This window comes from candidate division TA06 bacterium, assembly GCA_016208585.1.
Taxonomy (GTDB): domain Bacteria; phylum Edwardsbacteria; class AC1; order AC1; family EtOH8; genus UBA5202.
Genome location: JACQXR010000039.1, coordinates 16,315 through 29,579, shown reverse-complemented (window position 1 = coordinate 29,579; position 13,265 = coordinate 16,315). Strand labels below are relative to the sequence as shown.

Annotated in this window: 11 protein-coding genes; all 11 read right to left on the bottom strand. The window is 53.1% G+C overall.

Going from position 1 to position 13,265, the window contains the following annotated elements:
• Positions 1-296 precede the first annotated feature (296 nt).
• On the bottom strand, positions 297-2,318 hold the full coding sequence (locus tag HY768_03160; GenBank protein ID MBI4726217.1) for an SLBB domain-containing protein: 2,022 nt from the start codon (positions 2,316-2,318) through the stop codon (positions 297-299).
• Positions 2,319-2,626: 308 nt separating this feature from the next.
• On the bottom strand, positions 2,627-3,826 hold the full coding sequence (locus HY768_03155) for a glycosyltransferase family 4 protein (protein ID MBI4726216.1): 1,200 nt from the start codon (positions 3,824-3,826) through the stop codon (positions 2,627-2,629).
• An 84-nt stretch (positions 3,827-3,910) separates the two neighbouring features.
• On the bottom strand, positions 3,911-5,737 hold the full coding sequence (locus HY768_03150; protein ID MBI4726215.1) for a glycosyltransferase: 1,827 nt from the start codon (positions 5,735-5,737) through the stop codon (positions 3,911-3,913).
• Complete coding sequence (locus HY768_03145) at positions 5,734-6,705, bottom strand: methyltransferase domain-containing protein (GenBank protein MBI4726214.1); 972 nt, start codon at positions 6,703-6,705, stop codon at positions 5,734-5,736. Before HY768_03145 ends, HY768_03150 begins: the two co-directional genes overlap by 4 nt.
• Positions 6,705-7,688: a glycosyltransferase gene (locus HY768_03140; GenBank protein ID MBI4726213.1), complete on the bottom strand. Its 984-nt coding sequence runs from the start codon at positions 7,686-7,688 to the stop codon at positions 6,705-6,707. Before HY768_03140 ends, HY768_03145 begins: the two co-directional genes overlap by 1 nt.
• A 7-nt stretch (positions 7,689-7,695) precedes the next feature.
• Entirely contained in the window at positions 7,696-8,382 is a 687-nt protein-coding gene (locus tag HY768_03135; protein ID MBI4726212.1) for a WbqC family protein, read from the bottom strand.
• Between the two features lie 44 nt (positions 8,383-8,426).
• The gene (locus HY768_03130; protein MBI4726211.1) at positions 8,427-8,780 is read right to left on the bottom strand and encodes a four helix bundle protein; all 354 of its coding nucleotides are present in this window, start codon (positions 8,778-8,780) and stop codon (positions 8,427-8,429) included.
• A 29-nt stretch (positions 8,781-8,809) separates the two neighbouring features.
• On the bottom strand, positions 8,810-9,439 hold the full coding sequence (locus HY768_03125; protein MBI4726210.1) for a PIG-L family deacetylase: 630 nt from the start codon (positions 9,437-9,439) through the stop codon (positions 8,810-8,812).
• A gap of 18 nt (positions 9,440-9,457) precedes the next feature.
• A complete protein-coding gene (locus HY768_03120) occupies positions 9,458-10,681 on the bottom strand; it encodes a hypothetical protein (GenBank protein MBI4726209.1) in 1,224 nt (407 codons plus the stop codon).
• On the bottom strand, positions 10,678-11,952 hold the full coding sequence (locus HY768_03115) for a glycosyltransferase (GenBank protein MBI4726208.1): 1,275 nt from the start codon (positions 11,950-11,952) through the stop codon (positions 10,678-10,680). The genes HY768_03120 and HY768_03115 overlap by 4 nt, the downstream gene beginning before the upstream one ends.
• Positions 11,949-13,241: an oligosaccharide flippase family protein gene (locus HY768_03110; GenBank protein ID MBI4726207.1), complete on the bottom strand. Its 1,293-nt coding sequence runs from the start codon at positions 13,239-13,241 to the stop codon at positions 11,949-11,951. Before HY768_03110 ends, HY768_03115 begins: the two co-directional genes overlap by 4 nt.
• Positions 13,242-13,265 lie beyond the last annotated feature (24 nt).

Below are 13,265 nucleotides of genomic sequence, written 5' to 3'. Positions count from 1 at the left end.
TGATTTGCTTGATGGCAAAGATGGTGGCCTGCGCAGTATAGTGATTTGGCATAATAAACAGGACCACTGCTGTTATTGCCGTAATGGCAATGCAGAATATTGCTGTTTTTTTCCAGGGCATCAAAAAAAATGCCCAGATGCTTCAAAAGCGCATCAATATCAAAATCCGGACCTTTGGTCAGTTGAATGTTGTCCATAAGTTATCAAACTCCTTGGGTTAATTTTATGTCAATCTTTGATCTTCCATGGCCTGCTGTTGGAAGATGCCCACCCGGATTCCCTGTTAGGAGACTGTCTTATTTATATTGTCGGATTACCGCTATGGTCATTACGGCAGTCGATATAATTGCCGCTGTATTTTGGAGGACATCGCCCCAGTTGATGTCTGTGCTTTCCTTTTTCCGGGGCACGATGATCGAGGCGCCGGGAGGAATATCCCTTTGAACCAGCCCAAAGAAAGTTTTTGGCTTCATATTGCGCCCGTTGGGCAGCCTGACGGTTATCCTTTTACGGTCGGCCTCTTCGGTGGCGCCGCCCACCTTTTCCAGGTAGTACTTATACCCCTGCCCCCGTTCGTAGAGAGTATTGACCGGAAACCGCACCGCGCCAATGACATTCACCGTGGATGGCATCTCCGGGACCGACAGCGCATCGCCGTCTCGCATTACCACATCATGCAGGCTGCCATTATTGCTCAGGGCCTTAGCCAGGTTGACGTCTATCTGCCCCGCCCCGGCCCGGCTAAAAATGCTTCCCTCGGGGTAAGCCAGCGGCTTCAGTCCCCCGGCCCGCTTGATGACGCTGGAGAGCCTCTCGCCCTCGGCGGTCAGCGAATAATATCCCGGGAAATGGACCATCCCGTCGATGGTGACCCCCTTCTGTAAGTGGTAATCGGGATCCTGTCTTACGATCACCTTGTCCCGGAATTTCAGGGGAAAGGACAGGTCGGCCTCGCTGTCTAGGTTAAGGATGAAGGTAACCGTCGACTCGGGCCGGGCATAAAACAGTATCCGCGATACTTCGGCCCGCGGTTGATAGGCAATCTTCAGCAGGCCGCCGGCCTTGGTTATCAGATCCCCCAGGGTAGTGCTGTCGGTTATCTGATAGGTCCCCGGTATCAGCACCAATCCGTTGATCTGGACGATATTGTCCACCCCTTCCGGCACCTTGTAAATGCCTATCACGTCCTCGCTCTCCAGGTCATATTCGGCGGCGGATCCGGCAATTTCCTTAGAGGGCAGGTCTATCAGTTTGACAAGTCCGTCCTTGCCGGTGCGGTTGATCTGGATGATATCGGTGTAGGCATCGGGGCGCAAGCCTCCGGCCAACGCCAGGACCGCCTTTAAACCTTCCCCGGGCAAAGGCTCGTAGATGCCCGGACGGTAAACCCCTCTGGGAATGGCAACCTTTTTGGGGGCCAGGGGCACGTAGACCACATCCCCATTCTGCAGCCGGATATCGCTGTCCTTTTTACCTTTGAGGATCAGATCGTACAGGTCAATAGTGGCAATGGTTTTATTGTTCCGCAGGACCTGCACCCTCCGCAGGGATCCCTGATTGGTCGGACCGGCGGCATAATAAAGGGCGGTAAAAGCGGTGTTGGTGCTGGAGATGGTAAAGCCACCGGGCTGCCGAACCTCGCCCATGACGAATATCTTGATCCGTTTTAGTTTTCCCAGCGTTATGTCTGCCGATATTGACCTGGATCTTATGCCTGAATAGACCAATGACAGCCGTTCGACGATCTTTTTGCTTGCCGCGGCCAAAGTCTCTCCGTTAACGATAATAATACCCGCCTCGGGTATGGTGATCTTTCCTTCGCGGTCAACCTTAAAAGTGTTGGAATACTGGACGTCTCCGTAAAGGCTTACGGCCAATTCATCGCCCGGGCCGATCTGGTAGTTGGGATCGGCCGGACCGTAGTCCAGCGGCTCAAAGCTGGCAGGGGGATTGTTGAATATCTCGTAGCCAAACGGCGGCAGGGCAAACAGCCTGTATTTGGGGGTCGTTATGATATTGTAGCTTTCGAAGACGGCATTTTGTATTTCTTGAAAAGTCCGGCTTAGGCCAAGAGTTTCTTTGATTCTCTTTTCATCCGGAACAGATGGCTGCTCCACCGGAACCTTTCCCTCATTTTTGGCCTGTTCAATGGCTTTGAGGATTTCCTGGTCGGAATAACCAACCTCTTTGGCCTTATCAACCGCGTCAGGAACCGTCAGGCCGGCCTCAGTGATTGCCTTGGCCGCATCCTGAGCCAGGGCGCTTTGGAAGAACAGCAGCGCAGCTATAAAAAATAGATTCTTCAATGTTTCTTTCATATTATCATATCCTTTGAAATAACAGATTTTAATTTAACTGGGTGCAGTACTGACCGGTTATTTTCCGAACAACCCCAATTGGTTAATAGGGCTGGATCTAAATTGCTGTCAAACTCCGCCAAGGCTTGTCAAACCAGGTCCACTATTGGTTCGGCTTACTTCGGCAAGCTCAGTACAAGTCGCTCACCACAGAGCTTGCCCTGAATATGACCGATATTTAGTCCGGTGAAGGGTATCCGCTCCCATCAGTAAAAGTCAATAAAACTAAGTCTCATTCAGTCTGTTTATTATTGTAGATTTGGCTGCCGCTACAAAATTTCAAAACCCTTTAAACTTGTTCTGGAAATATTTGAGAACGCCCCCGTTAAGAAATCCGAGACTCTTGAAACCGTATCCGACAGCTTGAACCTCAATTCAACCTGGCGCCGGGCTTCATCACCCAAAGCCTTGGCCTGGGCCGGCTGGCATAAAAGCCGTTCCAGCACAAAAGGCAGTTCCTGGTGGCTTTCCAGCAGCAATCCGCTCCGCCCGTGGTCGATGATCTCGGGAATCCCTCCGTTTTTAATGGCCACCACCGGCTTGCCCAAAGCCATGGCCTCGATCAGCACCCGGCCGAAAGGCTCCGGCTTTACCGGAGTGTGAACAATGATATCGGCCGCCATCATATAGGGAGCGGCGTTTTCTAACCAGCCGGAAAATATCACATCTTCGGAGATATTCAAGGATCCGGCTAAACTCTTCAGTTTTTCAGGATATCCCTGCCCGGCAAAAATGGCGTCACCGGCCAAAAGCAGTTTGCACAAAAATCCCCGCCGCTTAAGGTGGGCCAAGGCCTGGATGGCGTGTTCCTGCCCCTTCCAGGCCGAAAGCTGGCCAAAAACGCCAATCAAAGATTCTCCCGGCTTAATTCCCAACCGGGCTTTGACCTCGTCAGGCTTTTGCTGTCGGCTGTCAAATATCCATTTTTCCTGATCTATTCCATTGTGGATCACTGTCGGAGCAGTGGCGCTGAACTTCAAAGCCGGCTGGCCGGCGGCAACCCGGGAAACAGCTATGACTTTGGGACTGCTGATCCGGCCAACCCGCCACAGCAAAACCGCCGGCAGGCCGGAGACGATATCTCGGATATGCCACACCTGCGGCTGGGGGATCTTTTTGCTGCAGAGACCCAGCAGGATGACGGATTTCAGGGTATTGGCATAAACCAAGTCGGCTTTTTCTTTTTGAACCGCATCTGCCAAAGCCCTTTTGGTCCGGGAGATATCCCTCCATAAAAGCGGATTAAAAATATTTTTTGCCAGCCGGGCCTGGGGCAAAGAGGCAAGCCTGGGGCTTAAGTTTATCGTCCGGAATCTTATTTTCAGTTCCCGGGCTTTTTTAACCAGAATGCTGTCGGGTAAAACCAGCAAAACCGGCGCTATTGGCGGTTTTAAGGCCGGTAAAATTGAAAGCAGGCTTTGCTCGGCCCCGCCGTAAACCGGTGAATGATCAAAAAATAATACCTTCACTATAACCTTGATTTATAACAGATTATGATAACACAAGATATGTTAAAAGTCAATAATTTTATACCTTGGTCAATTAGGTCTTGGTCAAATTGTTTTTTCCTTGGGTTTTGACTGCCGCCACAAAGTTTCAAATTCCTTTAAAACTTGTTCCGGAAAGATTTGTGAAAGACACCGCGGATCACATTGCCGGCAACCGTATCTATTGGCCGGACGATAGCAGGGGCCGCATTTTACCGGACTTTGAACCACCCTGGCCATCTGGCCGTAAGGCCGGCTTAAGGCCGGATCGGTAGGGCCGAAAATGGTAAGGGTGGGAACCGCCAATGCTGCAGCGCAATGGGCCAGGCCGCTGTCGTTGGAAATAAAGGCCCGGCAGCTTCTGATTAATGCCAGCGTGGCCCTGAACTCATGATTTCCAACCCAGGAATAAGCGCTGGATCCGATGCTTGAAGCCAGATAATCCGCCAACTGCTTTTCCTCCGGGCCGCCGAAGACCAGCAGGTAAAATCCCCGCCCTGTTAAGATTTTTCCCAAGGCAACAAAACTCTCTTTGGCCCATCGTTTCCGGGGATGCCCCGCTCCGGGATGCAGACCGACCCGTTTTGAACTGTCTATTTTCTGCCGCCGTAAGAATTCATCTGCCTGTTTTATTTCATCCTGGACCAGCGCTAAATTGTAGCCTCGGAATTTCCGGTCGATGCCCGCCGGCCGCAGCAGTTCCAGATTGCGCTCCAGATAATGTTTCCCCCCGGTTTGTATTTTCAGGTTGCAGCCCGGAATTTTATTTGCTTTTGGACATACCCGGTCCCGGGCGCCAGAGATCAGGGCCAGAAGGCCATATCTAATTGGGGGGAAAGGCAGGCTGGTTAAGGTTATCCGGGGTTTGATCTTTCTTAAGTCTTTGATTAATTTCAATAATCCCGTTGCGCCCCGGTAGCTCGGATCATTAAGCGCCACTGTACTTTGAATTTCAGGCGGAACCAACTGCAGCATGATCTGCTTTTGGGCAATCACTGTGATCTTGGCCTCCGGTAGGTCTTTTCTGGCGGCATCGATGGCCGGCAAGGCCATGATCATGTTGCCGATGCCGCCCCAGACGAAAAAGGCCAGGGATTCCGGCCTTTTTATTTTTGGCGCCTGCCCAAAACCAAAATCCCAGGGCCTTCCCCATTTTTGAGAAAAAACATCCCGGCTGCGGGCGGCGGCCTGTTTCCAGGAATTTGACTGGCGGCCCGACTCGCCGGCAAAGCGCGAGGCCCGGCCTCCGAAATGGTAGAACAAACAGGAACGGATCCGCAGGAATTCCGCCCCTCCCAGGGCCAGCCGGTAGAAAAGGTCGGGGTCAGATCCCGGCCCGGGATTGAACCGCTCATCCAAACCCTCCAGCCGGTTCCATAATTCCCGGTGGACCAAAAAGGGATAATTTACTCCTGCCTCTGCAACCCCCTGTTTCTGCCGGCTCTCCTCCGCAGCGTATTTTAGGAATTCCGGTTCCCGAAATTCGTCAAATACCCGGCCGAAATCCTGCTTGAGGTGGCAGGGCGCCACCGGCACCCATTCCGGCTCTATCTGGACTCCGCTTAATATCCGGTCGGATGTTGCCAGAGACATCAGGGCCTGATCCCAGCCGGGTGCGGCGACTAAATCATCGTTGGCCAGAAACAGATATTCCCGGTTGGCCAAACGGGCGGCCTGGTTGGTAGCGCTGCAGATTCCCTGGTTCTTGTCCAGGATTACGGCATCTATCCCGGGATAAGTTCTCAGGAATTCGTTGGTGCCGTCGCGGCAGCCGTCGGCGCAGACTATTATCTGATGGGAATAAGCCGAGTGGTCCTTAAAACTTTTCAAGCAAAGTTTTAGATAAGGAAGGGTGTTGCAAGTGGGGATGATTATGGAAAAGCCCTGCTTCATTTCATCTTTCTGGCCGAAAGCGACAGGGGCAGGCCGAACAGTGCGTGGCCCAACTTTAAGCTGAAGCCGCCGAACAACAGTCCCGGCGCCGATCTGGCCAGACCGGAGACCGCCCGGGCGGCAATGAAAAATTTATGCCGGGGGTTGAAATTATTTTTTGCCAGCCTTAGTTGAATGCTTTGGGGAAAATATATCCTGTTTTCAAGTCCGTAACGAAGTAACAGGGCCCGCCAGGTTGACAGCGAATAGCTGGCCTCTTTGACATCTTCGTCAATATTACCGGGCCGGGATAAAAAAGCTTCGGCCAAACCCTTCACCGGCTCATTGGCCAGTTCCAGCCGGCCGTTAGGGACCAGCGTCCGACTTATTTCCCGGACCGCTCCGCTCAGATCATAACTGTGATGCAGGACGGCCGAGGCGGCCGCTAAAGACAGCGAGCCGGCCTTAAATGGCAGCCGGTTCATATCGGCCAGTATCCGGTCAAAGTAAATGTTGCGGTCAAAAAAACATTCTCCCAGCTCCAACTTATTGTCGGCGCTGATGTCCAGGGCAATGCTCCGGTAGCCCAGGGCCGCGATTTGCGCAGTGGTCCACCCCGTTCCGGCTCCCATGTCCAAAGCCCAACCCTCTCCCGCCGGCAGTCTTTTTATCAGCTGGGCAAAGTTGGCCCGGCTGTCGCTGGTATAAGTGTTTTCCAGGTGTTTCCGCCGGGCCAGTTGTTCCGGGCTCCATTTTTGAGCGGTGGTTGTTTTTGAGCGGCGATAGCTTCTTTGGGCGCTCTCTATCCAGGGGTGTCCGCCAACCAGGCAGTCAAGTATCCCGTTGTTTATGGAATAAATACTTTGACAGCCCGCGCAGGTCAAAGCCCCCCGGCGGATCTCCCGGTTGTCTTCCTTCAGTGACTTAAGCCGCCAGTTGCTTTGCCGGCAGCCGGGACATTGCAGTATTTCCAACAGTTCCGGGCGCATCAGCGCTTTTGTTGTTTCAGGATTTCCATCAGAACCCGCATGGATTTCTCCCAGGTATATTTTTGATATACCAGTTTCTGTCCCGCCCCGGCAATATCGGAACGGGCAGCATCGCCGCGAATATATTTATCTGTCATTCCCAGCAACTCGGTCCGGTCTTTAAACCATACCAGCTGCTTGTGATTATCAAAATATTTTTCCAGCCCCGGAACATAATGGGTCAGAAAAAATCCCCGGCAGGCCAAGACCAGAAAGGCCCGGTCGGAGAAATAGCCGGGGCAGTCGTTTCGGCTGTTAATGCCCAGAACGATCCTGGCCGAGGCGCAGACCTTGGCAAAATCCTGGCCGTAAGCGAATTTTTGACAGTAGCCCAGATCTTTGGGCCAGCCCGGTGAACCCCAGATCATTATCTTATACCCGGCTTTTTTGCTGGCCCGCAGGAGAGAAATCCGGTCCCGGGCCGGAGCGCCTACGAAAGCCACATCGCATGAGTACTCCTGGTCAAAGGACACTGGTTTGTGTGCTTCGGGATCGCATCCCTCAAGAAGCTTGTAGACATTGTTGTTTCCGGTGATCTTGGCCAAGGGATCAACAAGATGTCCTCCGGTCACCAGGGTCAAATGGCTGGCCGAGGCGTGGGCCGCCACGTAAGGCAGAAGCGGGGCATCCATGTAACGGTAGGCCACCAAAGCCTGAGCGGCCAATTGTTTTGTGATGCCGGGATTCAATCGTTTTCCCTTGACGATGATCACGGCATCGGGATTTTGGGCTTGGGCCATCTGTAGCAGTTTTGTCCCGGCCTGCCGGCCCTTGGCTGTGGTAGAAAACTTGAACTTGATTCTTTCCGCTAAGTTCAACGGACGGGGATGGGACCAGTCGATCTCAAACGGCAATACCTGGTGCCCCAGCCGCTCCAGGTGTTTTTTCATGAACTGGTTGGTGGACCAGGGAACGTTGAACACTCCGGCCAAAATGATCTTCATGCCAGGTTCAATGGATGATTATTTTTTGGGTTTCTTCCGGCCCGCAGTTGAAAAGCATATCTATCATCGAAAGCCCGGGCGCGAATTCTCCCCAGGGCTGAGGATAGGGTTGGGGCTGGTATTTTGTATACTTGAGGCTTATCCCGGCCTGCCGAAACTGTTCCTGGTCCAGATACTTCTGTCCCCCTGTGCCGGAGAGATACTCGTCCGCATTAAGGCTCCGGCATAGTGACACCAGCATTTCCGTAGAGCTGCCTTTGACATCAAGTGTTGAAAGGTCTACGAACTTCGTTTTTATTCCCAGATGCTCAGCCAGTCTCATTATTACCGTCCGGTTCAACTGCGACAGGTTTTCCCATTTTTGTCCGTAAGCCAGATCCAGCAGCCAGGAATATTCTTTGAAATGCGGCGTCCGGGAATAGCACGATTCCAAGGTCTTCAGATGCTCGGCCTGCCAGGGCCTTTGGTTGTCAATGATTACTTCGCTGACGTTTTGGAAGTAGCGGCCCTTTTTTAGAACCGGCACCGAGAGCCAGCTGGCGTTGCCATCGTTTTGTTTGATGGAGCACCGGGCGGTGTACGAGGTGCGGGAATACTGAACGCTGTCCATAAAGACAAACACATCGCAGCGGACCATTTTATAAAAATAGCCCGCCCAGGGCAGGTAGTTTGGTTGATGCGCGGCGATGATCATCTTTGAATTACTAAATTCCAAATTAATAATGACATTTTGTTTCCTTAATTACCCTTTGTCTTTTTAATTATCGTCGTTAATATTGCAATTAATTCGTTGATTTCTTTGAGTAAAACATCAACATCACGAGGGATGCCTATGTTTAAGCTATTACAGAGGGAGAGCCAATATCTTGTTTCCCTGGCCTCTTTTCGAGCTATTGACATTTTGGATATGAAATCCGCCTTGCTTTGTCCAGCCTGGGCTTCTTCAACATTTGCCCCTATAGATGTTCCCGAACGGAACAGCTGCCGCGATAGAAGTCGTTCAACATTTCTCCCATTATCAATTGCCCGGCAAAATTTAACAATTGCAACCGCATAGTTAAAAGTTCTTTCGCAAATATCTTTCTTTTCCATATTTTCAATTAGTAATTTGGAATTTGCAATTAATGTATAACCCAGCGGATGACCTCAAAGGCCTCGGCGTACCGGGCCCCGATCTGCGTCCCCCGGGTCTTGGCCAGAGCCTTGATGAATTCCGGATTGGCGTAAAACCTCCCCAGCTGGGACTTATAGCGCTTCAGGGCTTTGATCTTGGCCTCGATATGCCGCGGCTCCAGCAGCACGAAAGACTGGGTCTCAAAGGTCTTATTGTTCCAGGGGATCTCGTAACCCAGAATAGTGCGGTCCTTGAAGGCCCTAAAACCCTCCTGGGCGATGGTCAGATGGTCCTGATGGGTATCGTTGAAGCAGGGGATCAGCACCAGGTCGGGATTTATTTTTCTTTTCAGCCTAATCATGTCGTCCAATATCGCCTGACGGTGCTGGGGAAAATCGCGCACCGGATAATTATAGATGATGCGGTGTTGTTTTTTGATCCCCAGACTGTCCAGGGCCGCCTGAAGCTCTTTTTTGAGAGTATCGGGGTTGGCCCCTTTAGGCAGCGATTTTTCGGCCGAGGAAAATGCGGCATAATGAACCTGCGCTTTTTGCTTCAGCAGTTTAGCTATGAATCCCCCGCATCCGAACTCGCCGTCATCGGTGTGGGGCGCCAGCACCAGTACTTTTTTGAACATGGTTTTTCCTCTTTTTATTTATCGGATTACTTTCAGCATCGCCAGCAACAGCAAACCAGCGTTCAATGCCAACAAAAGCGACCAGGCTGCCCAGATATATTTTTTCAGGACATCGGGAACGATGGACTCCATGCCATAAGCAAATAAAGCCCCGGCCGGGATCATCACTGCAAACAAAAACCTTCCTTCGAAGAACCCGTGAAATCCCTTGCCGTAGATTGTTCCGTACAGCCAGCCGGCAACATAAAAAGCAAGGAACAAGACAGCACTAAGGCAAAGGCCAACGTTACCGTACAAAAGGTTCCTTTTAGAGCCTAACAGTTTGCTCCATCCGATCCAAGCCCCGACCGTAAACAACAACCAGCCATATTTGAAAATTTCCCATATCCCGGATTCCCCAGCCACGTTAAAGCACCGCCAAAAACTCACCCAGTTATGTTTAAGCGTGGCCGCCTGAAATGCCAGGCTGAACGGGGCCTGGGGCCTGGGCCAGTAAGGCCCCATCCCCATCAGGTTGCCGTAAAGCGCCTGGTTGCGGATGAGCCAGAAACCGCAGGTCATAACGGCTATTGCCGATGCCAGCAGGAAAAGGACAGCGCCCTTCCGGCCTTTGACTTTGAAAGGTTCAGTTCCTCCGTCCTGATTGGCGGAGTAGAAGATCAGCGGGGCGACTGCCAGCAACGATGTTTTGGCCAGAACCCCCAGGCCCCAAAGCAGACCGATGGCAGCGTACTTATTGAACTGTTTCCGGATCAGGTCTTTGTTTGTTAGAAAATACAGCAGCACCGCGCTGATCAATGCCGCCAGGTTGTCATTGTTGATGCAGACCGAATTCCGGGCATAGACCGGGTGCCAGGCTGCAAAGGCCAGCCCTCCGGCGATCAGGGAATCGGCTCCGGGAAAGGTTCTTCCCAGGATCAGATAAGCCAGCCAGAGGATTGCCGCCGCCAGCAGAAAGTTGAACAGGCGCAGCAGGTAAAGCCGGAAGGCCGGGGACTGCCCTTCCGCCAGGGCATAGAGCGGCGTTAGGGTCAGATAATACAGGGGCGCCTGAAAATACTCGTAATGTGCATCCTGGTAAATGTCCGCCGGCAGGGTTTTATTTTCGACCAGATGTTTGACGTAATCGTAATGGCACTGCTCGTCCGGACCGGCAAAGGGCGGGACCGCAAATACAAAGGACAGTCTCAAGGCCAGACCCAGCAGAAAGACAAAATAAAATATTTTGGACTTCGTCCTCATGTTCTTATAACTCCTGACAAGGATTGCCACCACAGCCGGCGGCAATGCTCCAGAGACAGCGCTTCCCCTGCCAATTTGAATCCATGGTCCCGCAGCATTTGGTAATCTTTCAAAAACCTCTTTTCTTTGTCCAGCGGTTCATCGCCTTCGGGATCAACCAGCAGGCCGCAATCGTACTGCCGGACCAGCCGGGCCGCCCCCTCCACGAAGGGCGTGCAGATTACCGGCAGGCCGGCAGCCAGATATTCCCCCAGCTTGACCGAAAGACAGACCTTGGTATTGGACTTTCGGCGTTCCAGGATCAGCCCGGCATCGCCCAGAGCCAGCATCTCGGAAAGCTGCTCCGGAGAAGAAGGATTGACCAGCAGGTAATCGCCCTCTTTGAGGCCGGCAGTCCTTAAGGCCTGATGGATCGAGGGTGAAAAGGCTGGCGTGCCCGAAGCCACTACCAGAAAGGCACCCTGCCTTGCCTTCTTAAAACGCTGCAGGTAGGCTGCCACCAGGCCCCGGTCTTCGGGAGTCCCAAATGACCCCAGGTGCAGCAGCACGAACCTGTCTTTTAACCCATATTTGTTTTTTAATGTTTCCCGGCGGGCCGGTTCAAACTTTATTTTTTGCAGGTTCACGCAGCAGGGAATGACGGATGAACGAGTTTTGGGATCAATGCTTTTCAGATGCTCGGCAAACGGCTCCGAAACCACTATGTTCAGGGATGCCTGTGAGGCCAGTGCTTTTTCCTGCTTTTTCCAGAAACGATAATCCGGCGAGTCAGCCGGAAATACCCCGGCATTGACCGCCTCCTCGGGGTACATCCCCCGCAGGTCAAAAACATATGGGATGCCGAAATGTTTTTTGGCCAGCCGGGCCAGAGAGGCAGCCGGATAGCTGCGGGCGATCACCAAAGCTGGGCGGTACAATAACAGGTAGGCGAAGAACGGCGCCAGAGCCGAAGCCAGATACAAAAAATATTTCAGCCTGGTAAGGTTGAAATCCCGGGGGAAGAAGGGGAATAAGATCGGCCAGATATCCGTCCGGCAGCCCAGGCCTGAGGTAAATGATTTTATGGCCGCCCGTTTAGCCCGCCCAGCCAGATATGTTTTAATGGGCCGGCGGCGCCCGGCAAAGAACAGTACCGGGGCCAGCGACAGGTAACGGAATTTTAGTTCGGGGTCATTTCCCCCGGCACCCAGGATCGGAGCCAGGAACTGCCCTTCTATCAGATTGCCGCGGAAAGGCACTTCCACTGATGTCAGCAGCAATACCTTTTTCATAGATTGATCAACTCCCGGTATTCCTGCCAGTCCTCCTTGTTCAGGATCAGGTTGGGCACGATCTCAACATTCAGATGACGTTTGAGCCAGAACAGCGACAGCAGGCCGGAGCAGCTGTAAGCGGCGGCCGAGGCCCAGGCCGCGCCCCTCAGTCCGAATTTTGGGATCAGGACGAGGTCCAGCAGCAGGGTCAGGCCCAGTCCGCTTAAGGCCAGATAACTGACGTATTGCGATTTTCCCACGCCGGCCAGATGGCTGACGATGAGCTTGGCCGGCGAAAGCATCACCACTCCGAAAAGCAGGATCTGCAGCGCCCGGACGGCGGGCGCAAATTCCGGTCCGTAAAGCGCTGTTATCAGCCACTGGGCCGAAACGGCTAGGAGGACCGCTGCGGCCAGGCTCAGGAATACCGTATGCCGGATGGCCTTAAGGCTGATGCTTTTGGCCCGGGACTCCGAATCTGCCGAGGAAACCGCCGGCAGCAGCACGGTGGAGACCGCCGCCGGAATGTACCAAATCAGTTCGGCTAAAAAAACCGCGGTGGCATAGATGCCCACTTCGCGGTTGGTCCAGAACAAGGCCAGCAGGATCAGATCCAGACGGTAATTGAAGAACTGGATTATCTGGCCGGGCTGGCCCTTCAGTCCGTAGCTCAATGATTTTTTCAGGCCGATCCAGGACGGTACCAACGACAGGGCGGTTTTTTTCTTAAGCCTAAAACCGCTCCATAGCACCGCAGCGGCGATTGAAATATTGGCCGCCCACAGGGCTGCGGCTACGAAACCGCCCAGGGCCGCCACCAGCAGGCCCAATGCCGCCAGCCGCCCGGCCTGGCGCATCAAACCCGCCTGGTTGAAACCGTCCAGATCGCCCAGTCCCCGCAGCAGGTTTATCTGATAATCCAGCAGCAGCAGCAACGGCACTCCGCACAGAACTATGCCCAAAAGGCCCATGTCCACCGGCCTTTTTACGATAATCCCCAGGACCGGGAACAAGAATATCGTCAGCACGGCCAGAAGAGATCCGGTCAGCACCGCCAGGTAAAGGGAATTGGCCCAAGCCCGGCCCGGCATTATCTGACCGCTTCCGGCCAAATGAACATTGGCCAGCCCCAGCCCCAGATTGCCAGCCAGCACCAAAAAGCCGGCGATCAGGCCATACAGGGCAATGGCTCCTTTGGCGGTGGGGCCCAGGTACCGGGCCACTAGCACTCCGCACGCCAGCCCCAGTGCCATGCTCAGGGCTTGATATAAAAAGGTCTGCAGGCTTAAGGCGCCGAATTTTTTCATCAAAGTATAATGGTGGTTTGTTGT

Coding starts and splice junctions, on each gene's coding strand:
- HY768_03135 (MBI4726212.1), bottom strand. CDS start 8,382: ATGATCATCGCCGCGCATCAACCAAACTACCTGCCCTGGGCGGGCTAT.
- HY768_03110 (MBI4726207.1), bottom strand. CDS start 13,241: ATGAAAAAATTCGGCGCCTTAAGCCTGCAGACCTTTTTATATCAAGCC.
- HY768_03120 (MBI4726209.1), bottom strand. CDS start 10,681: ATGAGGACGAAGTCCAAAATATTTTATTTTGTCTTTCTGCTGGGTCTG.
- HY768_03140 (MBI4726213.1), bottom strand. CDS start 7,688: ATGAAGATCATTTTGGCCGGAGTGTTCAACGTTCCCTGGTCCACCAAC.
- HY768_03115 (MBI4726208.1), bottom strand. CDS start 11,952: ATGAAAAAGGTATTGCTGCTGACATCAGTGGAAGTGCCTTTCCGCGGC.
- HY768_03150 (MBI4726215.1), bottom strand. CDS start 5,737: ATGAAGCAGGGCTTTTCCATAATCATCCCCACTTGCAACACCCTTCCT.
- HY768_03125 (MBI4726210.1), bottom strand. CDS start 9,439: ATGTTCAAAAAAGTACTGGTGCTGGCGCCCCACACCGATGACGGCGAG.
- HY768_03130 (MBI4726211.1), bottom strand. CDS start 8,780: ATGGAAAAGAAAGATATTTGCGAAAGAACTTTTAACTATGCGGTTGCA.
- HY768_03145 (MBI4726214.1), bottom strand. CDS start 6,705: ATGCGCCCGGAACTGTTGGAAATACTGCAATGTCCCGGCTGCCGGCAA.
- HY768_03160 (MBI4726217.1), bottom strand. CDS start 2,318: ATGAAAGAAACATTGAAGAATCTATTTTTTATAGCTGCGCTGCTGTTC.